Here is a 26,255-nt window from a genome sequence, read left to right as displayed (position 1 = left end):
AGAACATCACTGTTCTCGTGTTAAGATTTAAGCGACCAAACCAAATCAAACAGGAGTGAACAATGATGTCCCAAGACAATTCTATACTATGTGCACTAGACATAAAAGACAATAATATAAAAAATGTTTCAGTAAAGGATGCCAAGATAAAAAAACGTGGCGTTATAAAACACATTAAAATAGTGAATGCTGAACTTTCCTATTCTTTACATAGATGTCCTCAATGTGGAATGAATACACTAGTTAAAAACGGTAAAAGAACTACTAATGCAAGATTAGCTAGCTTTAATGGTATCGAGTACCACCTAATACTAAAAAAGCAACGATTTTTGTGTAGGAACTGTGGAAGCACCTGCGGTGCTCACAGTGATCTATTGATTAAAAACCATACTATGACCAAACAGATCAAGAATAGAATTTTTTCTATGGCTAAAGAATCATTCACTCTGTCATCAATAGCTAAAATCATTGGCATTTCAGCCAATACTGTAAGCAGGATTCTATATAGAAATATCAAAATTCCTAATAGATGTGCGCATTTGCCAGAGAATCTTTGTTTTGATGAGTTTCGATCTGTAAAAAATATTTTTACATTTATCGCTATCGATGCTGATACACATAGATTGGTCGAATTGATACATGACAGACTGTCTAAAACAATAACCGAACACTTTATAAACAATTACAGCTTATCGGAACGACAAGCCGTAAAAACTGTATCGATCGACTTAAATGCCAATTATCAATTAGTCGTTCATCGTATATTCCCCAACGCTCGCATTGTCGTAGATAGGTTTCATATAGTTCAACTTTGTAGTAGAGCCCTAGATCAAGTACGTATCAATTCTTTAAAAAAATTACCTGATAAAAAATCTCGTATATACAAAGCAATGAAATCTGATTGGCGTCTATATCATCTTCCAGAGGAAGATGTAGACGATACCCATATAAAATTTATTGTCGGTATAAATGAATTCATGACTATTCAAAATGCCATCGATATAGCTACTGATGAAATACCAATTTTCAAGGAGGCCTATGATACTTACCAGAGTATTCAAAGATCGATAAGGTATCACGACATAGACTTACTTCAGGAAACTATTTCTGGATATAAAAGAAATGGGACCGCAATGGATACAGCCATTACAACGTTACGAAAAAATAAAAATTATGTAAAAAATAGTTGCTTATTGCCATACTCCAATGGCCCTCTAGAGGGCACCATTGGAAAGATAAAGAAACTAAAAAGAAATTCCTATGGCTTTAGAAATCTTGAACACTTTATTAAGAGAATAAAACTGATTTGTGCATAGAAAAAGAGCATCCTCGGTGAGGATGCTCAATGAGCTCAAAATCATTCATCAATACGATTTGACAAAGAGCCTGAAAAAAGAGCTGCTAACATTAATCTGTTAACGGCTCTTTTACTAGCTTTAATTTGCATAATTAAGTTTTGTAATACCCTTTTTTACATGGACTTTGTTAACACGAGTTGACTTAAAATATTGGTTTTTACCAATTTTCCACCAATTTTTACCGTCAACTTTAACTGCTTGTGCTTTCCAGTTATACAATCTCTTACTACTATGTGTCTTAAGAGATTTCTTAGTAGCTACCATCTTGTCATCCTTCATTTTATAGACGCGATACTTCTTGTTATTACCAAGCTTATCAGCACCTACTATGATAGTTTCAGTTTTACCAGGATTCCCGACTGATGAGGATGCTATAACCAGGTTCGAATTATTATTTGCTGCAATCAATCCTAGGTCGAGCAAAAATACCACAATTAATTTCTTCATAAAAACAATTCCTTTCAGAATATATTGAAAATCGAATAACATATTTTTATTATTTTACTTGTGATACATCTTTTCCTCATTGTCTATTTTTTCAAAATATTGATAACCTGTCTATATTCCATATAAAAAGACAGGCGACAATGCAGTGTCTCTAGTATTAAAACCAATCAATTGATATCTTTAAATTTCCATACAAATATTTATTCAATTACTTGCCCAAATCTAATTCAAATTTTTTAATCATTTCACTAATTTCTGTATCATTTAAAATTATTTTATCAAACTTTAGTTTATAATACTTTTTTACTTCAATATCAAAATTATTCAACATCTTTAAACATTGTTTAACTATTTCCTGGTCGATTATACTTTGATGTTCATCAAATTTTCTTGACAAATCATTAAACAAATAATAATTTTCACACAACTTTTTTATATTGCCAATTAGTGCCATCGTATATGAATTAATTCTAATAAATTCAAATGAATAATCAGATGATAAAAAATTTAATTCCTTTTCCCTAGAAAAAGACAATTCTTGTATCATTTTTTTAACTGATTTATTTACTTCATCCTTATAAAGATAAGGACCATCATTATTTTTAAGATGCATTTCAAAAACATTTCTTAATGATAATATATAGTCATTTTCGTAAGCTCTCAAAAATCTTCTTATGTAATAAAACTTCATTATTTTTCTATATACTAGCATAACGACAAATGACACTATTAATGTTATTACTGTAGCAATAATTGTAGAATCAATCTTATTCAAATAATTTTCCTCCAATGAAAATAATTATCCATTTTTACCTCTACGAATACATTTATCAAATTTATTCTTACCATTGACAATATATCAATTAAAACCACTTGTACTATCCAATACCATTCTTCAAAATAAGAACGAATAATTCATATGAATTTCAAAAGACTTGACCGCCCTATAATTTCACTTAATTGTATCACTTAAAGTTAATGACCAAAAACCCATTATGATTCAATCATCTCATTCAATGAAATAAATACATTAGAAATCAATTAATTTCGAGCTTGAGTATAATTCAATTCATAACTTCTACACAATAAAAAAATCATTTATATTAAATATATGAGACAAACAATAACACGGTAATAAAATTATCAAGCTTACTTCTTTGCTGTATGATAATTTCTCTCAAACTATTTAAACAAAAATGAAAAGTCAAACAGGAAAAGCTAACGCTAGAAATAGTTTTTATTATAAATAATCGTTTTCAATTATTTAATTAAAGGTATGTAGATCAACTGTAATTGTTCTTGACATTAAAAGTTAATCTTCATTATCATGAAAACGTACACACTATTGTAATGGAGGCTTTTTATGAAGAAAATAGTAGTAAATGGTATAGATGGAAATTTCGGCTCATTAGTAGCTAGTTATGTACAGAAGCTAATTCCAAAAAAGTATTTAGTTTTTACAGCTCCTCGAGAAGATAAATTAAAGCAATATTCTGAACAAGGTATAAAAACTGCTGTGGCTGATTTCAACAATCCTGATACACTAGTATCAGCCTATAAAAATGCTGACAAGGTGTTATTAATTTCAATGCCCTTTGTTGGTAAAAAACGTCGCCAAGCGCATAAAAACTTTGTTGAAGCTTGCGTCAAAGCTCATGTTGGACAAGTCATCTACACTTCAGTATTATCTGCTGGCAATCCTTTTAATCCTAGCGTAGAAAATGCTGATCATGGTTACACAGAATCGATAATTCAAAATACAGATTTAGACTATATTTTCTTACGTAATTCTTTATTTGCTGAAGCATTTATTTCTGACTATATGCGTGCCGTTAATAGCGGTGAAGATAGTATCGAAAAGAATATGGGTGACGGTAAGGTTTGGTTCATATCAAGACGTGATGCTGCTTTAAGTGCTGCCTGTGCTTTGAATAATGACCTACTTCACCGTGCCATTTTGAACATCAACGGAATTGAACCATTCACTTATGACAAATTCTTAAAAGTCGGCAACGAAGTTACTGGCAATAATATTAAATATGTTAGAAAAACTGATCAAGAATTGTACGACTATTTCGATAGTATCGGTGTTCCCCGTGATACCAACGGTGATTTCTCAAAGAGTCCAATTCAAGCAACTTCCGAAGGTATGGTAACGTTCGGCACCACCGTTAGAGAAGGATATTTGGATGTCCCTGTCAGCGACTTTAATAAACTGACTGGTCACAATCCAATCACTATTAAGCACATGTTCGAAAACAAAGATGAATTTCTATTGGGTGATCGTCACTCTACGGAAGAATAATAAAAAAAGTTCATTGGCTTATTCTCAATTAAATAAGTCAATGAACTTTTTTAGTAATTCTCTAATTTCCACATGTATCTTCTCTTACTAAGAGGATGTTTTCTTGCTTTTGAAAGTTCTTCCGCATACACTCTCATAACACCCGTTAAAACCAATGGATCAAAGTAATCTACTACATCAGAATCCATTTTACTATCCAACCAGAAATCTTTAGCATCAATCACGGTATATTTAGCATTGTATTTTTGGAAAAACTCTAGTGCCCTAGCATCCAAATGACGAGTTTTACCATCGGACATGAACAACAAATATGGTGCATCTTTTACCGTTAATTCAAAGGGTCCGTGGAAGTACTCCCCACTGTCTAAAATTGGACTAGAAATCCATTGCATTTCCATAAAAATAAAGTTAGCTGTAGAATATCCGACCCCATAATTTGCTCCGCTTGCTAATGTATATATCGTGGATTCATCTTTATATTTTGTTCCAAACTCAATGGCTTCCTTTTTTACACTATCCGCTGCAAAATTAGTAATATCATCTACTACATCAATACCTTGTTTCATTTCCTTGTATAAATCAAATCCCTCTACCTGTTGTAAGAGTTCAACGGCAAGTCCCAAAGCATCTTTTTGCTTAGCAGCTTTTGATGCGTAGTCTTCAAAGAAAGAATGAACTACTGTATAATCAGCATCTTTTGTAAGATTGGATTCCGGAACGTGTGTTAAGGCAATGGTGTGACACCCTAAAGATTTTGCGTTTTTAATAGCATGAACTGATTCTTTGGTCTCTCCACTAAGTGAAGCAACGATAACTACGGCAGTCTTATCAGCTAATTTAGGATGCGAATAATTGAACTCATTTGCTTGAATCCATTCAACATGGAGCTTAAGAGCATTTTGTCTTAAAAAATATGCTGCTCCATACAATTCTGACAAAGAAGCACCACATCCAACAAAGAAGACGCTCTTTAGATTAGATTGTTTTTTTAAAATATCAGTAACGATTTCCTTTAAATCATTTTGTGTTGTGTATTTAACCATAATTTTCCTCCACCGATAATATGTTATATAACGTTATATTTATTTGGAATTTTTTCGGGATTATTAAAAGATCCATGCCTTTGTACTTGTTGAGCCGCATATTCGGCAGCAAGCTTTAATGATTTTTCGATATCATTTGTTCTCTTGTAATTTATTACAAAACTAGTAATGAAAGCATCCCCAGCTCCCATTGTATCTACAACGGTGACTTTAATTGACCTTTGAATATATTTTTCTGAATTGTGCAGAAAGTATGCACCTTTTGATCCACGTGTAATTAGAATATCTGTAATGCCAAAGGAATGGACTTTCTTGACCAGCATAGAAATATTTTGGTCAGACATTGAACCAACAGAAAAACAAGCAATATCAATATATTGAGCGATTCTTTTAATGTCATCAATTTTATATAAATCAGAAAAATCATAAATGAGAGTTGGTCCTTGAATATTCGGCAAATATTGATTAGCATTACCGTTAATATTGAAGTGAACAATATCAAATTGATTAATATAATCGATATCCTGTGAAGTCATGTTCAAACCTTGTTTCAAAACTCCACCCTTGTTGCTATCGATAAAAACTCTATCATTATTTCTTAATGTCACTCTCGATCGTCCATTTTCCCCTTTTAAAGTGTGGCTATGTGAGATATCTATATTCAATTTATTTAATGCTTTTTTTGCATAATCAGCAATCTCATCAGTGCCAAAATTGCCGATAAAAGAAGATTCTACTCCTAATTCACGTGCAAAATTTGAGAAATTCAATGCATTTCCACCAAGATACATTTTTCCCTGATCTAAGTACATATCAACAACATTGTCTCCAATACCAATAACCTTCATTTATATCTCTCTCCTTTATTTAGAATCGATTATAAAGCTTACCTTATTAGGGTCATAATACATGACGGCAAAATAAATTGGCTGATTTTTAGTATCATATACTATTCTTTCTAGCTGGAATAGTGGAGAGCCCAAAACTACGTTTAATTTTTTTGCTGTATCGCTGGTTGCAAATGTAAGATTTATTTGTTGGCGGCTACGGCCTTGGTTAATATTATATGTATTTTTTAACAAATTACTAATTGAAACATCACTAGTTATTTTTTTATCCAAATCGGGAAACAGCTTTGTTGGATAGAAGCCTATTTCAAGTCCATCATTATTTTTTTCAAAGTGCATGATTCTCTGAACCTTTAAAATTTTAGACTCTCCACTAATACATAAATTATCCCTTATTTTAGTAGTTACACCCTCATAACTAATTTCAATTACTTTACGAGAAGGTTTTGAATTATTCTCTAACATAAAATTAGTATAACTATTCAAATTTAATAAATTTCTTTGCACCTTGTGCGCATTAATAAAGGTTCCTTTTCCTTGTTTTTTAGTTAAATAGTTATCCTTGGATAACTCATCAATTGCTCTACGAATTGTAATTCTACTAGTATTGAATTTATCCTCTAGCTCATGTTCTGAAGGAAGCTTACTACCTGGTTCATAAGTCCCTTCTGAAATTTGTTTAATAATTTCATTTTTTATTTGTTCATATAACGGAATAACACTTTCTTTTTTTATCATTATATTCACCTATAAGATATCCTTTAATAATATTTCTAATTAAGTATACAAAATTTTAGAAATAAAATCCTGAGTTCTAGGATTACTAGGTGAATTGAAGATTTTTTCCGGGGTATCGTCTTCCAAAATTCGACCGTCATCAACAAAAACGACTCTATTTCCTACTTGTTTTGCAAATCCCATCTCGTGAGTTACAACGACCATTGTCATTCCTGTTTTAGCAAGTTTTTTCATAACTTCCAAAACCTCTTCAACCATCTCTGGATCAAGTGCTGAAGTTGGTTCATCAAACAACAAAGTATTAGGATTCATTGCTAAAGCACGTGCAATAGCAATTCGCTGTTCTTGTCCACCTGAAAGAGAAGATGGGAAAGAATTCATTTTGTTTTCCAATGAAACCTCTTTGAGTAGCTGTTTAGCGCGATTGATGGCTTCTTCTTTATTTTGTTTTTTTACGATCATAGGAGCATGAATAATATTATTTAAAACTGTATAGTGAGGAAAAAGATTGAAATGTTGAAAAACCATACCCACATTTTGCCTAGTCTCTCGTATTAATTCTGATTTAACTTTGCCGGAGACCTTTTGACCATTAATTTTTACTTCACCGCTTGTTGGTTGTTCTAATAAGTTCATACAACGTAATAAAGTACTTTTTCCAGAACCTGATGGTCCAATGATTACAACAACCTCGCCATCATCAATTTTTAAATTAATATCTTTTAAAACTTCATTATCCCCATATGATTTATTCAAATTTTTAAGTTCTATCACTGACCTTCAACCTCTTTTCTACATTCGCTAAAAGTCTATTTAGACTCCAAGTTAAAACTAAATACAATAACGAAGCAACAATCATTGGTTCTAATCCTAAAGCTGTTGATCCCCTAACTGTTTGTGCCTGAAACATTAAATCTGCGATGCCTAAAACCGAGACCAATGAGGAATCTTTAACATTACCAATAAACTGATTACCTAAAGCGGGTAAAATATTCTTAATTGCTTGGGGTAAAATTATGTCTTTCATTGCCTGCCATTTTGACATTCCCAAACTTAAAGCCGCTTCTGATTGTCCAACAGGCAAAGACTCAATACCAGATCTAATGATTTCTGCAATATAAGCGGCAGAATATAATGTTAAACATACAACACCTGTAGCAAAATCTGGAATTTGAAGTCCCGTAATTATTGGTAATCCGATATATACGATATATATTTGAATCAATAGTGGTGTATCTCTAATAAACCCAATGTAAGCCTTAGCTAATAGAGAAATGAACAAGATACTTGAACGTTTCATGACGGCTAAAATTATTCCTAATAACAACCCTAAAATTATCGAAATAATAGCCAGTTCAACGGTTACCACTACCCCTTTTATAAATAACTGCCAGTAATTGGTAAGAAATGAATAATTACCCATCTTTGTCACCTCGTCAATCTTTAATCAGTAGGAACTTGTCTTGCGGAATCTTGAACCCACTTTTCATAGTTGGTCTTGTTAGATTTTATAACTTCATTAACTTTATTCACTAAATCTTTGGAAGTACTCTTTGGCATTGCCACAGCAGCTCCAAGGCTAGAATCCTTATGACGCCACTTTGTCATTATTAAATTAGGATTTTGTCGAAGTAAAATTGTAGCCGTTGGTACATCGATTGAAAAGGCATCTACTTTATTATTATTTAAAGCCAATGCTAGATCAGTGACTTTAGATAGCTTCGTTAATGAAGCATTCGGGAAACTCTTTTCAATCATAGGCTGTTGAGTAGAATTATTAACCACTGCAATCTTCTTATCATCAAGCTGATCAATATCGTTATAATATTTTGACTTATCTTCTTTTCTTATAACTAAAGTATTTGTACTTCTAAAGTAGACCTTGGAAAAGGTTGCACCCTTTTTTCTCTCTGGAGTTGGGCTCAAAGAAGTAACCAGCATATCAACTTTTCCGGATTGTAAAGCTGGTAATAGTCCATCCAAATCCATAGTTTTTATCTTATATTTAACTCCAAGTTTAGAAGCAATTTTTTTAATCAGCTTTACATCTGAACCCTTCACGTTCTGCTTGCCATCTTTATTGACCTGATACTCATATGGTGGATTAGAGTTAATCATGCCTACCGTGAGAACCCCTTTGTTTTGAATCTTGTCCAATGAGGACGCATTATTACTTTTGTTTCCGCATCCTACTAAGATCAAAGTTAAGGAAAAAACCAACATCATTAAACAGATAAACCTTTTTCTCATAAAATCATCCCTTCTTAATCCATAACGTTATATAACGTTATTTATGAACTGAATTATATTATTAGATTTTTTTAATGTCAATACTTATTTAGAAAATGCTCAAATTCCTTATGCACCAGTAGTTTGACGTTCATAATATAGACCGAGTTCAAATAAAGCCTATCCAAAATTAGATTTTTTCTAATTTTGAATACACTGAAAATAATAACAAAAAAATAGGTCTCATCCTAACGGATGAGGCCTATTTCTCAAGCCCTCATTCGAACGGAAAAAAGGGCTTGACATTTTATAGTCTAAGTCCTTCTTCAAATCAAAATGACGGCCAAGATTGCCAATGTACTGTTTACAACAATAACTTTATCCATAACATCGACAACCTCCTTTATTTATTGTGAATATCCTAGCACTTCATTTTAATAATTTCAACATTTAATTAATTAGAATCTAATAAAAAAGTCTAAGAAAATTTTCATTTAGAAAATAATTCTCAAACTTTTTTAAATGCAATCATATAATTACGATTTTATTTTTTTAAACACAATGCCTAATCCCAGCATAACCATCCCTGCAACTGTCATCAAAATACCACTAGTAGCACCGGCTTGTGGCAATCTACTTAATCCACTTGCTGAACTCGTATCATTTGATTGTGCAGCATTAGTTAATGGAACCAACCCACTACCTTCATTTATTGAAGACAATGTCTTTTCATCACTACCATTAGGATTTGAAATGTCTACTTCTTTACCATTAGGATCCAAGTCTCCTTCTGAACCACCATTGATAATGATTTCTTGATCATCTTCATCGTCATCTTCTTCATCCACATTTCCACCAGGATTTTCTGGATTTGGATTTGGTTCTGGACTTGTCGGTGTTGGATCAATTGTAAATCCAGGGTCAACTAATTCTTTACCTTCGTTATTTTCATCTGGCTCGCCTGGTTCTTCTGGAACAGTCACGATATTATTGTTGTCTTGCAAATCCCATCTGTGAGTTTCGCCACCAACAACATTTACTTGTTCAGCTACGATATTGCCGTCTAAATTGTGATGAATATTGATTGTAGCATCTGGTGCCAAAACACTACCTTGGAAAGTATTATTCATTTCAATCACGCCATCGAATTGCTTGTTAGCATTTGAACTATCATAGAAGTTCCAAAGCAAATGGTTGTCGTCAAAGTATTCTGTTTCTTGATTTGGACGTTCGATAGGATTTTCTTCGCCATTGTTGAATCTCAATTTGATTTGAGAATTCATTGCATAAGGATTTTGTCCCTTTGTGTCAACGTTGATGATAATCGAAGTACCACCTTTGTCAGCTGACAATCCAGAAATTGTTAGAGGTGTACTAGCATTCAAAACTTCTGGATCTAAATTAATCACGATTTGATTGTTGGCGTCAGCTTCAAAATCACTGAGGTCAATTACTCGTTGGTTTTGGTTCGGAAAATCGGCATTAGTAATTGTCTTGGAATTTGATGAAACCAAACCTGCTGATTTGTTTTCCAACTTAGCAAACTCTTGGTCAAAATCTAGATATTCATTAGAATCCTTATCTTGGAAAATTTCATTATTAAGTAAGTGATTAATTGGTGTTTCATTAACTAACGGAGAAGTATTGTCTTTGCCCAACTCAACGTCATTTACTTCACCAAATACCACTTTATTTGTACGGTGGTCATTGGAACTTACGAATGAGCTTTCTGACATATTTTTTACTTCTTGAACATAAGAAATATCTTTATCCAATAATTTTTCGTCCGTAATGTTTGTCCCAAAGTTAACATTTCCGAACAAAGATCCAACCGCAAGGTTTCCATTTGTATGTGCGTTTAAAGTTGCTTCCTTAGCAAGAATGTGGAATTTAGAAGCGTATCCTAAATTGTTTTTTGATACGTCTTGGAAGTCGTCACTGACTTTGCCACCATTTTGAACTTCTGGATTGAGTGACTTCTCGGCCACTTTTTGAATTGATACTGCTGCATCATCACTAGCTTTCACATTTGTGATTCCCATCCCTGATAATACAACTGCACTAATTGCAACGCATGATAAAATATTCGCCTTCTTCATTTTCATTAATAGTTTATTACTCCCTTATCGATTTCTTGATATTAATATTATCTTATACAAACGATAAGTTTATTCCAAGTTATGAAAATAATTCTTTTGAATTTTGAATAAAAAAAGTAATTTGGCACAAAAAAAGAGCTGAATTTAAAAATCCAACTCAAATTTATTATTTATATTAAGCTAGCAAATCAATAACAGCTTCCCCAACTCCATGTGCGGATTGAGGATTTTGTCCGGTAACTAAACGTCCATCAGCAACAACATTTTCTGTATAAGCTGCTGTTTTAGTGTGATTAGCACCAGCATTCTTCAAAGCTTCCTCAGTCAAGAATGGTACAGCATCAGTCAACTTGTTAATGTCTTCCTCTTCATTAGTAAAACCAGTTAGGTTCTTACCATTGATCCAAGAATTACCTTCATTATCCTTCATTGAAAGCAAACCAACTACTCCGTGACAGACTGCCGAAACGATGCCACCACGGTCGTAAATAGTTTTAGCGATTTCACCTAGTGTTTTATTTTCAGGGAAGTCCCACATCACACCGTGGCCACCCGCAAAGTAAATAATGTCATAATTTTTGGGATCAACTTGCTTTGCTGAAGGTGATTGCCCCAAAACTTGATCACGATATTTCTCTTCATTATAAAAACTCCAATTAGTTTCATCCATTGAATCAGGTGCTAAACTACCAGGATCGATGGGAACGTATCCACCATTAGGGCTAACGTAATCGACATCGATATTATTATCCTTCATTACTTTGTTAAAATGAGTCGCCTCACTTAACCATAAACCTGTTGCTCGATTAATAGTTGGTAATTTTGCAGTATTAGTTACTACGATCAATGCTTTTGTCATTAAATGCCTCCATATTACACTTGTAAGTGATTGATAACTATATTGGAGATGAAAAATTAAAGCAAACATTTTAACTTATAACCAATTAAATGGATTGAGTACCTTAACAAAACCATCAAAGAAGTATTCCCAGAAATTACTTTTATCACCCTTTATTTTATGAACAATAGCTTTAATTAGAGCAAAAATAAGGGAAATCGAAAAGTACAAAACCAATAAAAAGAATGCATATATGAAAAATTCTAACAATGGATTTCACTCCTTTACTGGATTGTAACAAAAGAGCTTTATTCACTCAAAGTCGAATCAACTTTAAAAATCATCTTTATTCTTGAATTTTCGCTTAGCAAGAGAATAAGCCACTATTGATATTAATAATATTATTGTAAAAATTCTCAATAAATCACTGTTCGTAATCAAAAAGTATATTTCTAATAAGGCCATGATTAAAAAAACTAATCTACAACATAAATCGACTTTTTTACTCATTTCGATATTCTCCTTTTTGACGTCGATTATAACTCGTAAAATAATTTAGAAATCATCAAAAAAAGACAAAGTCTCAACGTGGACACTTTATCTTAAATTTCAGTTTCTTCTACTATTTATTTTGCTTTTTCATCGTTAATTGAATTCGATTGCGATTCTCGTCCACACTCAAAACCCAAACTGTCACGATATCGCCGATCGTCACCACGGTACTAGGATCACTAACAAAATGATCGGATAATTGTGAAATATGCACTAAACCGTCTTGCTTAACACCAATATCAACGAATGCCCCAAAGTCAATTACATTACGAACCGTACCTTGAAGTTCCATCCCTGGTTTCAAATCAGCCATCGTTAAAACATCTTGACGAAGCAATGGTGCTGGCATACTGTCACGCAAGTCACGACCGGGCTTACTCAAGCCAGCAATAATATCAGTTAAAGTAGCTACACCGATATTTAACTGTTGAGCAGATTGTTCCTGATTCAATTGAGTTAATTGCTGTTGTAATTTTGGAGTTCCCACTGCTTGTGGTGTTTCATCAATACTCTTCAACAATTCTCTAGTAGCAGAATAGCTTTCCGGATGAATATCAGTATTATCCAACGGATCACTTCCACCAATAATTCTCAAGAAACCGACCGCTTGTTGATAGGCTTTGGGACCTAAACGTGGAACTGACTTCAATGACTGTCTGTCGGTGAATGAGCCATTTTCGTTTCTAAATTTGACGATGTTTTTAGCTGTTGTCGCTGTCAAGCCTGAAATATGTGTCAATAACTCTGGGCTGGCCGTATTAACGTTAACACCAACTTGGTTGACCGCTGTTTCAACGACTCGATCTAGTTGTTCGTCTAGAGCTTTTTCAGGAACATCGTGTTGATATTGACCGACACCGATTGCTTTAGGATCAACTTTGATCAATTCAGCCAACGGATCTTGCAAACGACGCCCAATACTAATTGCGGAACGTTCTTCAACATGCAAATCAGCAAACTCCGCTCTGGCATTAGCACTGGCGGAATAAACTGAGGCCCCTGCTTCATTGACGATAACATAATAAATTGGTTGCTTAATAGTCTTTAAAATTCCACTGACGAACTCCTCTGATTCACGACTGGCAGTACCATTTCCAATAGCTATCATTTGAACGTGATACTTTTCTAACAGCTTTTTAAACTCAGGTGCTGCCGATGCTCGTTGTTTTTCACTAGCTGGCTTGTGAGGATAAATCACTTGTTTAGTCAAGAAACGACCATTGGCATCGATAATCGCTAATTTACATCCTGTTCGATAAGCAGGGTCAAAGCCCATCACAACTTTACCCTTCAAAGGTGCTTGCATCAGAAGGTGGTACAAGTTATTTCCAAAGACTTGAATAGCATGGTTATCAGCTTTCTCTGATAATTGACGACGTAATTCACGTTCGATAGCTGGTCCTAGGAAACGCTTGTAAGAGTCTTCAAAAGCTGCATCGATTTTTTCAACCGCTAACCCACGATTACGACCGACTAATTTAGAATGTCCGTGACGTAAAATCTGTGTTGCATCGATAGAAATTCCTACGGTCAAAATCTTTTCCTTTTCACCACGATTGATGGCAAGGATTCGATAAGGTGGGATTTGTTTTAATTTTTGTTGGAAGTCGTAATAAGTTTCATAAACTGCTTGTTCGTCTTTTTCTTTAGCGCCACGTTTTAATTTGCTAGTCAATTCACCATTTTGCCAAGTATATTGTCTGATCCATTCTCTGAAATCAGCTCGTTCACTGAAGTTTTCGGCCAATATTTCGTGTACTCCAGCCCAAACTGCTGCTAAATCAGGCAAATCTTTCTTGGCATCGATAAAATCTTGAGCCTTTTTGTCTAAGTTTCCATTTGGAAAAGTTAACAACCATTTAGCTAAGGGTTCCAAACCAGCTTCTTTAGCAATCGTAGCCTTAGTCCGACGTTTTTGCTTGTAAGGAAGATAGAGATCTTCAACTTGTTGCAATACCGTTGCTTGTTCTAATTTCTGCTTGAGCTCAGGTGTTAACTTGCCTTGTTCCTGAATCAGTTTTAGAACATCTTGGCGTCTTTGGTTAAGTTTCATCAAACGATGTGTCTCATCTTCAATTTCTCGGATCGCCACTTCGTCCAAAGTTCCCGTACGTTCTTTTCGATAACGAGCAATAAAAGGAACTGTGTTTCCTTCATCTAATAAACTCAAGACCGCTTGAATCTGTTGAACGCGATATTGATTCAATTGTTGATGAACTGGTTTTACCAAATCCACCATTTTGTTTTCTGCTTCTTTAGTTGCCATTGTAGTGCAATCCCTCCATCGTCGATTATCAAATACTTTTTAATTATACTCTACAAACAAATCAGTTCGAAAGGATATAATGAAAGTAAACTATTAGGCAGGTTTGCGATGAAAATTGGCGAAAAAATCAGACAGTTACGTAAAGAAAATAATCTGACTCAGCAACAATTAGCTGATAAGTTGTTTGTTACCCCTCAAGCTGTTTCTAAATGGGAAAATAATCTCGTAATTCCAACTACTGACAAAATATCTGACTTAGCTCAAATCTTTCAAGTTGATATTCAATATTTTTTCGACGATAAAAATGTGCAAACTGACAACAAAAAATGGCAATTATTGTGGTTAAATGCAATCTATTACTTTGTCACTTTGGTTGCAATTTATACTTTCAGTCCTAAAATCAATCACAATTTTTTTAGTATGATCGTCAGTACCATAATTTTCTTTACTGTACTGGTTATATTGATTGTTTTCTTCCATAAATACCAAATCAAATATTTATACCGTTATGCACTGGCTTTTGGATTTTTTGATGTGCTTTGGTTCATCTGCATTGCAGCAGTCTTCATCTTAAAATAATCTGAATTAAATAAAGAACCAACAAATGTTTCGGATAAAAAATATAGAACAACCATTTATTACTACGACCGCGTCTTTGATTATAAAAGTAGAGCAATAAAAATGATAATTCTGCTCCAGACATAAATCCGACATCTGGCACCATCAAACAATAACCTAGTAATAAACGGATTTTTTTACTTTTGTGAGCCAAATAAAACCACAAAATCAACACGATACCTGGGTAAATTCCCCAATCTAGATTCAAAAAGCTAGCAATCAAAAGAATAAAACTCACTGATCCTATTACTTTGCACAATCCAAATTTACTATTTTTAAAATTATCAATAATAAATAGACAAATCAGTCCCACTAGTAAAGTCCAAAGTACATTTTGTTTTTCGAAATTTATCAATTTTCCAGAAGTTGCTAAATCATAAGGAATTTCAGCTAAAATGGCAAATAAAAACAATCTCTTCATATATGAATAAACGTTATGTGTCTTGAAAAATCCTTCAACAATAAAAAAGGCAAAAATAGGAAAACTGATTTTACCAAGAAATACTAAAGCATCATACATTCTCAAAATATAACTGTTGTTACTCAACCAATTATTCGAATAATGGCTTATTATTACCGGATAAATAATCACCTTTGCAACGTGATCACAGAGCATTGCCACCATTGCTAAAATTTGTAATTTTGTTTTGGTCAATCCATATTTTGTAATAATCACCAACACCCCCTACTTCACTCTTACATTAGGGAGTGTTTTTTACTATCAACTCGTAGTTGAATCATCTCAACTTAGATAATTTAGTAAACGTAACGATAATATAACGACTTATTTTAACTGCTTGATCCCTTTAACTTCATTAGTCCTTACTGCAAAGAAAAAGTCCGCCATATCTTTAGCTTTATATTGTCGATGCTTCGTCCAAAATTTTATTATTCCTACTAATCCAGATATTTCATAATAGGACAGCATTTCTTGATTTACGCCTAAGTCATTAATTCCTAAAACCGGATGAGAGAGCTTCTCTCTTTTCAACAAGAAATTTAATAATTTGCTAGTAAATCTAGAATCACCGTTGTCATTCATAAGTACTTCTAAAATGTCCAGATTATTTGCAAAAATCTCTAAAAATTCTGCTAAAACCGATCTAGCATCCTGATAATCTTCAGATGCATTTTTTAATTGCTCTATCATTTTTTGATGTGGGGCTTCTGCTGCTTGGAAAAAATCTTTTTCAATCCTTTCCAAAATATCCCACTTATCATCGAAATGTCGATAAAGCGTGACTCGATTTAACTTAGCATTTTCCGCAATTTGATTCATTGTAATATTACTAAATTCGTATGATTGCATTAAAGTCAATGTCGTATTCATAATGTTTTTTTCGGTTTTATCATTTTTATTTTTATATTTATTCAAAATGCAACACTCCGTATAATTTTGTAGTTAAATTATACCTCATTTCCTAATAAACTTAGTTACAACAATTAGTTAGGAGAATGTTAAATGACAAACGATATAAAACATTGGTCAGAATATAAATACAGTGAAAATATGCTACAAGATGCACTCATCAAGCACGTAATGGATTTAATGCCTTATCGAATGAGCGATGAAGGCGAAGTATTAGAAGTAACGATGAATCTAATCGAAAATGACGAAAATAGTTGGATCAATAATTGGAGTCTAATGGCCGACAAATTGCAAAAAAGGGCCGAAAATTTTGAATACCACAACAAATTGGTCAGTGCCGCCAGCAGTTATCTTCGAGCTTCAACTTATTGGCGTGTATCTCTGATGTATTTTAAAGATACTAAAGATGCACGTATGAAAAAATTCTCAAGAAACAGTCAAGCATGTTTTGATAAATCCCTCCAACTTGGTGCCTATCCTGGTAAGTCGATTCAAATTCCATACGAAAACACAACTCTACCTGGACACTTCTATCGATCAACTACTGCTACCAAAAAAGCTCCTTTATTAATAGTTGTTCCTGGTCGAGATACTTGGGCTGACGATACCATGTGGGTCATTGATGGCGCCTTAAAGAGAGGTATAAATGCTTTAACCTTCGATGGACCAGGTCAAGGAATGGCTCTAAGATTACAAGATTTGAAATTTCGTCCTGATTTTGAAAACGTTATGACGCCCGTAATTGACTTTGCTGAAAAAATTGCTGGTGTTGATTCTAATAGAATTGGTGCAATGGGCATGAGTTTTGGAGGATTCCTAGTACCACGAGCAGCTGCTTTTGATAATCGCCTAAAAGTAATTATTTCTGATCCTGGAAATATGAATTGGGGAAATATGATTGCTCAAAGACTGGAAATTGCTTTGAAAATGACTGAGCAAATGCGTCCTGATATGATTGACTTTACATTGAAAGATTATGAATGGAAACATAACGCTACTGACAGTACTATTATCGATGAATTGAAAAAATATGATAATACTTCTATTGTTCCAAAAATCAAATCCAAAACGTTGGTTCTCGATGGTGCTGCAGAGGTAACTCATGGTGCTGCTCAAAAATTCTATGATACTTTACAATGCAAAAAAGATTATCTATTGTTTGATGACGAATCAACAGCCCAACAACACACGCAGATGGGTGGATATTTAACTGGTACTGAATATATTATGAACTGGCTTGAAGACAACCTTTAAGGAGCTGATTATATGCGCTTAATGATTATCGGTGCTACTGGTAGAACTGGAAAAGATTTATTATCATTAGCACTTCAAAACAACAATGAAGTTGTAGCCTACGTCCGAAGTCCTCAAAAGTTAAACACGACTACAAATTTGACTATTATTAAGGGGCAATTAGATGACTATCATGCTTTAGCAAAAGCTTTAGTGGGTTGTGATGTTGTACTAGTCACCTTGGGAAATTCAGTAACTAATAGCAGTGCTAACCTTTTCTCATTTGCAATGCCTAATATCATCAAGGCTATGCATCTAGCAAAGGTTGAACGAATAATTAATTTGTCCGCTTTAGGAGTTGGATCCACTTATAAAAACACTCGCTTCCCATATCGTCTTGGTGCAAAAACTTTTCTAAAAGGAAATTTTCACGACCATTATTTGGGAGAGTCGCTACTCAAAACTTCGAATTTGAAATGGACAACCATTCATCCTGGACCACTATTTAATAATGAAAGAACCCCTAATCCAACAGTAAGATTTGCTAAGTCTAATTTTAAAATGCCTGGTGCTCCACGGACCAATCGTATGGATGTTGCTCAATTAATGCTAAATATTGTCAATAACCCTGCAACATTTAATCAACAATTGCTGATATGCTCAAAGCAAGATACTAATTCTTAGCTCAATCTTATTTATTTGGGCTAGACTAATTGTGAAAAGATGAGTAAACTTAAAGAGTTATATATCAAATAGTTCAAATTGCCGCATAGCTAACCGTAACTGGTTAGTTTTTTTATGTGGCTAATTTCGAATAAATAGATGAGGTTAATAATGGATATCAAAGAATTAAACTTTGCCAATCATGATTTAGATAATTTTGCTGGATTAAGTCATATTGGTAATGGTAAAAATCAAGACATCGAGAAATATTATCAATCATTTCGAACTTGGCTTGATTGGAATAACGTTCTCGATGTAGTTAATAATTACAAAAACATTCACATGGATCTTCATTATGTAACCTCTCATGATTTTTTAGTCTGGTTACTTCACTACGGAGATGTTTATGATAACCTATTGCGACACTGCTTGAATCAAAATCCTTCAATGGATTATAAAACTGCCGCCAGAGATCTTTATAAATTACGTCAATCTCATCCCAAATTTTCCTTTACAGTAGCATTAGCGGCACATTTGAAAGCCCATGATTTTTTGTCAGATAATGATTTAGATCAGTTTATCCCTGTCTTAGCTAACATCCCTAACAATCGTGAAAACAAAAAAGCTGAAATAACCACTTCTGAATTAGGAGACAAACTCTACGAAGCAATTTACAGCCTATCCAACTTTGCAGTTGAACGAGTTTCACAAGAGTGCTTTTAAAGATAAAAATAGCTAACAAGCCAATTAAGGTTTGTTAGCTATTTTTTATTAGTTTTGATAGTCCCCCACCAATTAGGAAAGATTTCTTTCAAAGTAGTAGTTTCTCTTTTTTCATAATTGACCATAATTTCGGTATCGGCATTCTTAGGAGAAAATTCCATCAAAGTTTCACGACAGGTTCCACATGGTAACCCGTCGAGTCCAGTTGGCGGTGCATCACGAAAAGCAATCATTCGTTTAACTTCCATTTCTCCACTATCTTGCAACATGTTTAGCAAAGCTACTCGTTCGGCACAAAGATTAATCGTTCCGCAAGCCATCTCGATACAATAACCAGTGTAAACTTTTCCTGATTTACTCTCCAAAGCACAGACCACGTTATTAGCATAAACAAAATCATTTATTTCCTGCGGTTTATACAACGGTTTTGCAGATAAATATAGTTTTTCCCAAATATCCATAAAAGCTTCCCCCCTCAAATACTTTATGAATATAAATATACCATTTATTAAAAATGTTCTTAAGATGACTTGACGGATTGATTAATTTATTTAAGAGTTAAATTATTAAGTATTAAAGGATTGATAATATTGTTCAAAGTAATTATCTCGGATTCAATCAAAAATTCATTCTCAAAGCAGAACTGTGCCAAAGACATTAATATCATCGAAACTAAATTAACTAATAATTTAAATAACAATTTTTATAGAATCAAACCAATTCGAACGGATAAGAACCATCAAACTTATGAAATGAGGGTTCATCTCGATTCAAAAAATTATCGAATGGCTTTTAGTTTAAAAGATCAGCTTGCTTCCGTTTTTTATTTGAGTACCAGTCTGCAAAAGAAAAGTTTCGACAAGGAGGTTCAAAAGAAATTACGAAAAGGATAAAAATCACTCAACTAAAAAGTATTATTAAAACTCAGTTTAAAAACAATGATGATTTAACTTTAAAAATATTAACTTTCAAGAAAGATCGTAGCTTAACCTTAATTTGTCATGACAATCAGTATTTGATTAAAGAAAGAGGTTTTTATCAAAAGAATTTTCCCTTGGATTCAAAGAAAGCCCTATTTAAACAAGCAATGAAACTGACAAAAATTGAATTTTATCGAAGTAAAACACTTTATTTAGAGTAACTTGCAAATGAGGTTTATGAACTGATACTCTACTAATAGAACTCTCCGAGAAAGTTGGTATAAAATGACATTAACTATCATCGACTATTTAATAATCGCTATAATTGGCTATCTGTTAATTACCTATGCTCTTCCACCTGCACTCGTGAAGGCAAATATCAAGCATGACGAAATAGCCTTGAAATTACAATTTGATGAACTATATGAAAAAATCGTTGATTTGACGACTGACAATTCTATCTTCAAAGATTTGCCTAAGGATGAGCAAAAAATTGGAAAGTCTCAATTGAAAGATTTTTCTGATAAATGTTTTGAGATCTATTCTAATGAAGATGATGATATAAAAAATCGTTATCACAAACTCTTAGATTATAAAAATCAAATTGAGAAATTTAGATCTTCTATCCAAAAAGAGACCGCCTAATCATTCGGCAGTCTCTTTTTTAAACTGTTAATTCGATTTGATTTCCTTCTGGATCCAATACCACGCTTTCGTAATATCCATCGCCAGTTACTCTTGGTCCACTCAAATGAGTATAACCATCTGCTTCGATTTGTGCAGAAACTTTATCAACTGCTTCTTTTGATCCCAAGGACATGGCAAGATGCATGTAGCCTAAAGGATAACCAGTAAGTTTTTCTGTATTCAAATCTTCACGAGTACCTACTTCCAAACGTGCTCCGTCACTGAAAGTTAAAAAACGTGATGAGAAGGTTGTTTTGGGATTGTGATATTTTTCTGATGCCGTAGCACCAAAATATTTCTTATAAAATGAAACTGTATTTTCTAAATCTTTAACGAATAAACCGACATGTTCAATTTTCATTGTATTACTCCTCAAAGGCTTTATTAAGCTTATTTAATTTAGTTAATTAAGTATGTACTTAATATATCATTCAATGATACTTTGAGCAATATTTTTATTTATATCCATCACGAATTTCATATAATTGTTCAGTTAAACTCTTGTCATTATCTTTCAATAACTCACAGATATTTTGTTTATCGATAAATTTGACATTCTTGCGTTTCAAAAATTCCAAAATAGTTGGCAACATCTGACGTTCTTTGGATTTCTTCGTGTAATATGGCTTCAAAGTCAAATAGACAATCTGTTCATCTTTCGTAGTTATTTTCAGAGTAAAACTTTCATTCATTAATTGAAACGTTCCTGGTGAATAATTAGTATGTCGTGGATTATATCCCAACAACTGCAAATGAATCTCAATTTCTTTCATTTGTCGATAAGGAATAAACTTAGTCTTTCTCATTTTTAATAGTGCTTTGATTGGCATGACCAAATTATCCCAAGAACTGTAAACTTCCTGATTATCAGAAATGTATCGAATTCCCTTTTTCTCCAAGCTCCAATAATTGTAATACCGTTTAAAATCGAAAGGATAAAACCAAACAACTATCATATATAAAATTAATGCAACTACTAAAGACATCCAAATATTACCGATAAATCCTGCCAATATAGGGAACATAACAATAATAATTAAAATCACGGCTGCCGTTTTACTCTTAGGACGCCCAAAGTCAAATGGAAAATGCAAATACGGTTCACCTGTGATCAACTCATCTAAAGAAATATCCAATAAACCACTCAGTGAAATTAGATTATCAATACTAGGTAAATTTTCTCCCAATTCCCATCTAGAAATAGATTGGCGTGAGATCATCAGTGATTCAGCAAGTTGTTCTTGTGTCATTCCATTTTTCTTACGATACTTGATAATATTATCCGCTAAAGCCATCTTTCTCCCCCTTGTAACCCCTTACTTAAATAATAAACTTTTTTTAAACAAAATCAGCGTTATAACGGTATTTTTTCAAACGCAACTACGATGTGCGTGCTTTAATAGCAAGCTTTTGCCATAATCAAGGTGTAAACAAAGTTAATTAACTGATCGATGCGCATCTCATTTAATTGGGAGGAATTAATTATGATTACATTTGGTAAGAAACTTTCATACAGACCTTTATTAGTTAGTCTATTTGCAGGCTTAGTGGCAGGCTTTGTAACCGGCAGTATTTTTAATAGTTGGATTGGTTATCTTATAGGACTGGGATTATTTATCGTTTTCTTCTTTATTTATTATTTAAATAGTATAACTGTACTTTTCCAATACTGGGAGGCAGATCAAACTGGCCTTCGTTATAGTGATTTAACTAACTTGAAGCGTCGTATTTTTTTGATGCTTTTCCCCTTTAAAAATAAGCTAATTATTATTGATAAAAAGGATATTGCCACAATTAAATTAATTGGACATTTTGACAGCGACAAAATCCCTTTGGCCATCCCTTACACTTTGTACTTAGGAATTTTGACCCCGTCACTTTTAATGGCAAAGAGTCCCCTCGCACTTGAAATAACCACTACTTCCGGTCAAGTCTATACTTTAGATTTTTCTCGAGACTATGCCTATGATAAAAAATTAACTATCCAAAAATTGGATCAAGTTCTTAAAAACTTTGATGACGGTAAAATTACAATAGAAAATAAGTCGAATTTGAATCTACGCTAAAAAAGCCTTGAGTTTCCTCAAGACTTTTTTCTATAGAATAAACTTATTAATTACTTCAGCTAAAGCATCATGGTTATTATCAGCCTCAGTGATATACTTAGCATTTTCTTTAACAACATCAAGTCCGTTAGCAACACTGACCGGTAAGCCAACTGCTTTTAACATTGGCAAATCATTACTGTTATCACCTGCCGCAATGATTTCTTCTGGCTTGATGTCTAAAATTTCACCTAATTGAACAGCAGCAGTTCCTTTATCAACGCCAGCTGGATTAAATTCAACGTATCGACCGGATGAAAATGATACTGTTAGTTTTGAAGGATCAACTTGTGATTCTACAGCTACCTTCATTGCCTTACGTTCCTCAATTGTAGACATAGCCATAATGACTTTCATGACATTTTGATCTTTGAACTTATCAAAATCATCATCTTCCAAAATTGAAAAATCTACACCACGATTAGTTAAATAATCCGTATCAGCTTTCATAGGATTATAAATATAAAGTTTATCTTGAGTATAAACGTGTGTCGAGGCATTCTTATTCTTTGCACCAACATTAAAGACAGCTTTAGCTACATCAAATGGCATCGCATTAACGGCAATAGGACGATTATCCTTATTTTCCAGAATCAATCCCCCATTGTATGAAATGGAATATTGGTTTGGTTTATTTCGTAAATTCATTTTTTCGAGATCATTTTGAAAGGAAGTATAACTTCGACCAGAATTAACTACGAAGTAAACTCCTTTTTCAGTTGCAGCATGAATAGCTTCAGCGTTCTTGTCGGACAAAGAGCCATCATCATTCATTAAAGTTTCATCAAGATCACAGACAATCATTTTATACATAAGTAAATTCCTCTCACATTAAGGTTACTTTTCCACCTTATCGAAAATAGCTTATAATTGCAACCGATTCCAAAAATTGACCATATAATATCCCCAAATGCCGAAACTACTACCACTTGAAATGATAAATGCAATTGTATTGATAAATTTTTGATTTGGAAATGAACTTATCAATAAACCGTACACAATTATAATGGCAGAACCAAAAAATATATTGCAAAGTAGCAAAAGAATTTTACGAAGACTCCCACCGTTTCGATTGAACAATTCATCTATATTATTCCAATTCTCCACTCGATTCTTATAGTCTTCTCTAAAATAAGCTAAACCAACAAGATAACTACCTAAAAGTGAACCAATAAACATTGCGCACATCATTATTAAATTTATCTTCAGTACGATAGAAAAAATAACAATTAATATAGAGTTAATAATAATTTGAATCAAGTAAGCAAATATAAATTTGATTTTTAAATAACCTTTTATTGATATTGGTAACGATCTTATCATTGAAAAGTTACCACGATCCAAAGATATTATGATGCTAAATAATGAAGACGATGTAGTAGTAACTAAGCTCAGGACAATTCCACTGACAACGAAAACACCGAAAAATTCTGACGATAGGTTTGTTGGAATCTTTGAAAAGCCAAAGGAAAAAATATAAATCAATGGAATTATAATACTCTTTCCAAAAATTTGAAAAAGTACGTTAGGTTCCTTTAATAACTGCCAATTATAATTTTTTAGGCTATCTCTGAGATTAATAGTCTTTCGTTGCTTTCGACACTTTAAATTCTTACTTAAAATAATATTTTCATTTATATTTGGTAGAACTAAGCGTTCGACCAAAAGAACTAACAAGCCCAAAAATGCTAACAGTAATATCCAATTTATTAAATTTTCCACCGCAAAGGGATTTTGAACCATTTGGAACAACGGCAATGTCATTGAAAAAGAGTCTCTTTTTTGATTATCAATGACAAATATTCCAGCAATAAGCGCGGCCGATGACAGAGTAATCAAAGTATAAATCAGTGTCATTGCATGTTTTGCAAATAGTTTGATTTTTAGCATTAAAAAAATAAATACTGTACAACTCAATAGTGTCACAATTGATATTAGGATATACAAAACTAATGCCAAAACTATAGAAATCCAAAAATTTATACCTGAACGCCAACTAGTTAAGAAGAATTGTAAAAGCAGTGGTAAGGTATACGGAATCACATTCATGGCAACAGTTATTACTTTGCTCAGAAATATTTCTCTTTGTAAAAATGGCAACATCAATAGGTCTTTACTATTATTAGCAAAGAAAATATTGTAAATTCCCAACATCCCTTGAGATAGAGACATGAAAATAAATTCAAAACTATAAAATCCAAAAACTCCGGGTAATTTACTCAAATCAAGTTGAGAGAATAATAAGCCATACATCAACAAAAATATAAATAAATTTAATAACAACTGGGCAACTAATTTCTTCGTTAGTTGAGGGCCATTAATAGCTTTTCTTCGATAACGATTTGTCACTTTGGGATTTAATAAACGTAGATTTACAGATAACAAGGTTTCTAAATGACTAGGCATTTACCTCACCTTCAATCTCATTGAACAGCTTGGAATCATCACTGTCAGTTAACTGCAAATAAATCTTTTCAAGAGATTCATTATTATATTGTTTTCGCAAATTTGTCATTGAGCCTTCATAAATGAGTTCACCAGATTTTAAAATAGCTAAATCATCACATAGAGTTTGTGCCATTTGTAGATCATGGGTCGAAAAAAGAACTGTTTTCCCTTTATTTGCTTGTACTTTCATCAATTGCTTTAAATCAAAAACAGCTTGTGGATCTAAACCTTGAAACGGTTCATCTAAAACCCAAATTGCTGGGTCAGACAATAGTGAAGCTATCAGAACTGCCTTTTGCCTAATTCCATGTGAAAAATTACTCATAACCTCATTTTGTCGATTCTCCATATGAAAGAGCTCCACTAATTTTTTACGCAATGGCAAAATATCTTCATCATTTAAGTCATAAGCTTTTGCCACTAAATTCCAATACTCTGAGGCGGTTAATTGCAAGAAAACATCCGGTGTATCAGGTACGTAAGTTATCATCTTTTTTATTTCTGATCGATGTTGTGACAATTCCATTCCATTTATTTTAATTGAGCCAGAATTAGGCTTATGAATACTGACTAAACTCTTGATAGTAGTCGATTTACCAGCACCATTATGGCCTAACAATCCAAATATCTTTCCTGATTCGACTGTTAAATTCAAATCAACCAATGCTTTTTTATCATCGTAATTTTTTGACAAATTCTTGATCTCAATCATAAAAATCTCCAATCTTGCTTTAGTTGTGTCAAAAGCTTATCAGTTCTTCAATAT

General features: G+C 33.1%; 27 protein-coding genes. 8 read left to right on the top strand and 19 right to left on the bottom strand.

Annotated elements, in window-relative coordinates:
• Nucleotides 1-65: 65 nt before the first annotated feature.
• Entirely contained in the window at nt 66-1,316 is a 1,251-nt protein-coding gene (locus LF20184_RS06415) for an ISL3 family transposase (protein WP_157769886.1), read from the top strand.
• A gap of 120 nt (nt 1,317-1,436) precedes the next feature.
• Here LF20184_RS06415 and LF20184_RS06410 read toward each other — a convergent pair whose 3' ends face one another.
• Together LF20184_RS06410 and LF20184_RS06405 are read right to left on the bottom strand one after the other, a co-directional pair.
• Nucleotides 1,437-1,805 (bottom strand): hypothetical protein, encoded by a 369-nt coding sequence (locus LF20184_RS06410; RefSeq protein WP_010019696.1) that lies wholly within the window; start codon nt 1,803-1,805, stop codon nt 1,437-1,439.
• 208 nt (nt 1,806-2,013) lie between these two features.
• Nucleotides 2,014-2,580: a hypothetical protein gene (locus LF20184_RS06405; protein WP_010019694.1), complete on the bottom strand. Its 567-nt coding sequence runs from the start codon at nt 2,578-2,580 to the stop codon at nt 2,014-2,016.
• Between the two features lie 588 nt (nt 2,581-3,168).
• Between LF20184_RS06405 and LF20184_RS06400 the strand changes: the two genes are divergently transcribed.
• Nucleotides 3,169-4,110, top strand: coding sequence for an NAD(P)H-binding protein (locus LF20184_RS06400; RefSeq protein WP_082607444.1), 942 nt, complete (start codon nt 3,169-3,171; stop codon nt 4,108-4,110).
• A gap of 50 nt (nt 4,111-4,160) precedes the next feature.
• Here LF20184_RS06400 and LF20184_RS06395 read toward each other — a convergent pair whose 3' ends face one another.
• From LF20184_RS06395 to LF20184_RS06355, 9 genes are all read right to left on the bottom strand, one after another.
• Entirely contained in the window at nt 4,161-5,153 is a 993-nt protein-coding gene (locus LF20184_RS06395; RefSeq protein WP_056945212.1) for an SIS domain-containing protein, read from the bottom strand.
• A gap of 23 nt (nt 5,154-5,176) precedes the next feature.
• Nucleotides 5,177-6,001: a PfkB family carbohydrate kinase gene (locus tag LF20184_RS06390; protein ID WP_010019691.1), complete on the bottom strand. Its 825-nt coding sequence runs from the start codon at nt 5,999-6,001 to the stop codon at nt 5,177-5,179.
• Nucleotides 6,002-6,016: 15 nt separating this feature from the next.
• Nucleotides 6,017-6,739, bottom strand: a complete 723-nt coding sequence (locus LF20184_RS06385; RefSeq protein ID WP_056945211.1) for a GntR family transcriptional regulator — start codon at nt 6,737-6,739, stop codon at nt 6,017-6,019.
• Nucleotides 6,740-6,778: 39 nt separating this feature from the next.
• On the bottom strand, nt 6,779-7,513 hold the full coding sequence (locus LF20184_RS06380; protein WP_010019689.1) for an amino acid ABC transporter ATP-binding protein: 735 nt from the start codon (nt 7,511-7,513) through the stop codon (nt 6,779-6,781).
• Nucleotides 7,500-8,162: an amino acid ABC transporter permease gene (locus tag LF20184_RS06375; RefSeq protein ID WP_010019688.1), complete on the bottom strand. Its 663-nt coding sequence runs from the start codon at nt 8,160-8,162 to the stop codon at nt 7,500-7,502. The genes LF20184_RS06380 and LF20184_RS06375 overlap by 14 nt, the downstream gene beginning before the upstream one ends.
• Nucleotides 8,163-8,182: 20 nt before the next feature.
• Entirely contained in the window at nt 8,183-8,896 is a 714-nt protein-coding gene (locus LF20184_RS06370) for a transporter substrate-binding domain-containing protein (protein WP_235699466.1), read from the bottom strand.
• Between the two features lie 608 nt (nt 8,897-9,504).
• A complete protein-coding gene (locus LF20184_RS06365; protein ID WP_010019686.1) occupies nt 9,505-11,073 on the bottom strand; it encodes a collagen-binding domain-containing protein in 1,569 nt (522 codons plus the stop codon).
• Between the two features lie 169 nt (nt 11,074-11,242).
• Nucleotides 11,243-11,926, bottom strand: coding sequence for a type 1 glutamine amidotransferase domain-containing protein (locus LF20184_RS06360; RefSeq protein WP_010019685.1), 684 nt, complete (start codon nt 11,924-11,926; stop codon nt 11,243-11,245).
• A gap of 601 nt (nt 11,927-12,527) precedes the next feature.
• Complete coding sequence (locus LF20184_RS06355) at nt 12,528-14,723, bottom strand: Tex family protein (protein ID WP_010019680.1); 2,196 nt, start codon at nt 14,721-14,723, stop codon at nt 12,528-12,530.
• A 108-nt stretch (nt 14,724-14,831) separates the two neighbouring features.
• Between LF20184_RS06355 and LF20184_RS06350 the strand changes: the two genes are divergently transcribed.
• Nucleotides 14,832-15,302, top strand: a complete 471-nt coding sequence (locus tag LF20184_RS06350) for a helix-turn-helix domain-containing protein (protein WP_010019678.1) — start codon at nt 14,832-14,834, stop codon at nt 15,300-15,302.
• Here the strand turns inward: LF20184_RS06350 and LF20184_RS06345 are convergent.
• Together LF20184_RS06345 and LF20184_RS06340 are read right to left on the bottom strand one after the other, a co-directional pair.
• Nucleotides 15,289-16,017, bottom strand: coding sequence for a TraX family protein (locus LF20184_RS06345; RefSeq protein ID WP_010019677.1), 729 nt, complete (start codon nt 16,015-16,017; stop codon nt 15,289-15,291). The genes LF20184_RS06350 and LF20184_RS06345 overlap by 14 nt on opposite strands.
• A gap of 108 nt (nt 16,018-16,125) precedes the next feature.
• Entirely contained in the window at nt 16,126-16,716 is a 591-nt protein-coding gene (locus LF20184_RS06340) for a TetR/AcrR family transcriptional regulator (protein WP_056945210.1), read from the bottom strand.
• A gap of 87 nt (nt 16,717-16,803) precedes the next feature.
• On the opposite strand from LF20184_RS06340, the gene LF20184_RS06335 reads away from it, so the two are divergent.
• The 3 genes from LF20184_RS06335 (at nt 16,804) to LF20184_RS06325 (ending at nt 19,329) form a co-directional block, all read left to right on the top strand.
• On the top strand, nt 16,804-17,964 hold the full coding sequence (locus LF20184_RS06335) for an alpha/beta hydrolase family protein (RefSeq protein WP_010019673.1): 1,161 nt from the start codon (nt 16,804-16,806) through the stop codon (nt 17,962-17,964).
• 12 nt (nt 17,965-17,976) lie between these two features.
• Nucleotides 17,977-18,627 carry an NAD(P)-dependent oxidoreductase gene (locus LF20184_RS06330; protein WP_010019672.1) on the top strand — a complete coding sequence of 217 codons (651 nt, stop codon included), beginning with the start codon at nt 17,977-17,979 and terminating at the stop codon, nt 18,625-18,627.
• A gap of 150 nt (nt 18,628-18,777) precedes the next feature.
• Nucleotides 18,778-19,329: a hypothetical protein gene (locus tag LF20184_RS06325; RefSeq protein ID WP_010019671.1), complete on the top strand. Its 552-nt coding sequence runs from the start codon at nt 18,778-18,780 to the stop codon at nt 19,327-19,329.
• A gap of 38 nt (nt 19,330-19,367) precedes the next feature.
• On the opposite strand, the gene LF20184_RS06320 is transcribed toward LF20184_RS06325, so the two are convergent.
• Nucleotides 19,368-19,790, bottom strand: coding sequence for a cytidine deaminase family protein (locus LF20184_RS06320; protein WP_010019670.1), 423 nt, complete (start codon nt 19,788-19,790; stop codon nt 19,368-19,370).
• A gap of 744 nt (nt 19,791-20,534) precedes the next feature.
• On the opposite strand from LF20184_RS06320, the gene LF20184_RS06310 reads away from it, so the two are divergent.
• On the top strand, nt 20,535-20,894 hold the full coding sequence (locus tag LF20184_RS06310) for a hypothetical protein (RefSeq protein WP_010019667.1): 360 nt from the start codon (nt 20,535-20,537) through the stop codon (nt 20,892-20,894).
• Between the two features lie 19 nt (nt 20,895-20,913).
• Here the strand turns inward: LF20184_RS06310 and LF20184_RS06305 are convergent, their stop codons facing one another.
• Entirely contained in the window at nt 20,914-21,297 is a 384-nt protein-coding gene (locus tag LF20184_RS06305) for a VOC family protein (protein WP_010019664.1), read from the bottom strand.
• Nucleotides 21,298-21,391: 94 nt separating this feature from the next.
• Nucleotides 21,392-22,231, bottom strand: coding sequence for a helix-turn-helix domain-containing protein (locus tag LF20184_RS06300; protein WP_010019663.1), 840 nt, complete (start codon nt 22,229-22,231; stop codon nt 21,392-21,394).
• Nucleotides 22,232-22,420: 189 nt separating this feature from the next.
• Here LF20184_RS06300 and LF20184_RS06295 point away from each other — a divergent pair, with 189 nt between their 5' ends.
• Nucleotides 22,421-23,002 (top strand): hypothetical protein, encoded by a 582-nt coding sequence (locus LF20184_RS06295; RefSeq protein ID WP_010019662.1) that lies wholly within the window; start codon nt 22,421-22,423, stop codon nt 23,000-23,002.
• Between the two features lie 30 nt (nt 23,003-23,032).
• Here LF20184_RS06295 and LF20184_RS06290 read toward each other — a convergent pair whose 3' ends face one another.
• Genes LF20184_RS06290 through LF20184_RS06280 form a run of 3 tightly spaced genes read right to left on the bottom strand, consistent with a single transcriptional unit; the run spans nt 23,033 to nt 26,201 of the window.
• A complete protein-coding gene (locus LF20184_RS06290; protein ID WP_010019660.1) occupies nt 23,033-23,854 on the bottom strand; it encodes a Cof-type HAD-IIB family hydrolase in 822 nt (273 codons plus the stop codon).
• A gap of 51 nt (nt 23,855-23,905) precedes the next feature.
• Nucleotides 23,906-25,447 (bottom strand): hypothetical protein, encoded by a 1,542-nt coding sequence (locus LF20184_RS06285; RefSeq protein ID WP_010019658.1) that lies wholly within the window; start codon nt 25,445-25,447, stop codon nt 23,906-23,908.
• A complete protein-coding gene (locus LF20184_RS06280; protein WP_010019656.1) occupies nt 25,440-26,201 on the bottom strand; it encodes an ABC transporter ATP-binding protein in 762 nt (253 codons plus the stop codon). Before LF20184_RS06280 ends, LF20184_RS06285 begins: the two co-directional genes overlap by 8 nt.
• Nucleotides 26,202-26,255 lie beyond the last annotated feature (54 nt).

Source organism: Companilactobacillus farciminis KCTC 3681 = DSM 20184 (assembly GCF_002706745.1).
In the GTDB taxonomy this organism is placed as follows: domain Bacteria; phylum Bacillota; class Bacilli; order Lactobacillales; family Lactobacillaceae; genus Companilactobacillus; species Companilactobacillus farciminis.
Note: the sequence above shows the minus strand (reverse complement) of the source record. Positions and strands in the feature narration are given on the sequence as shown.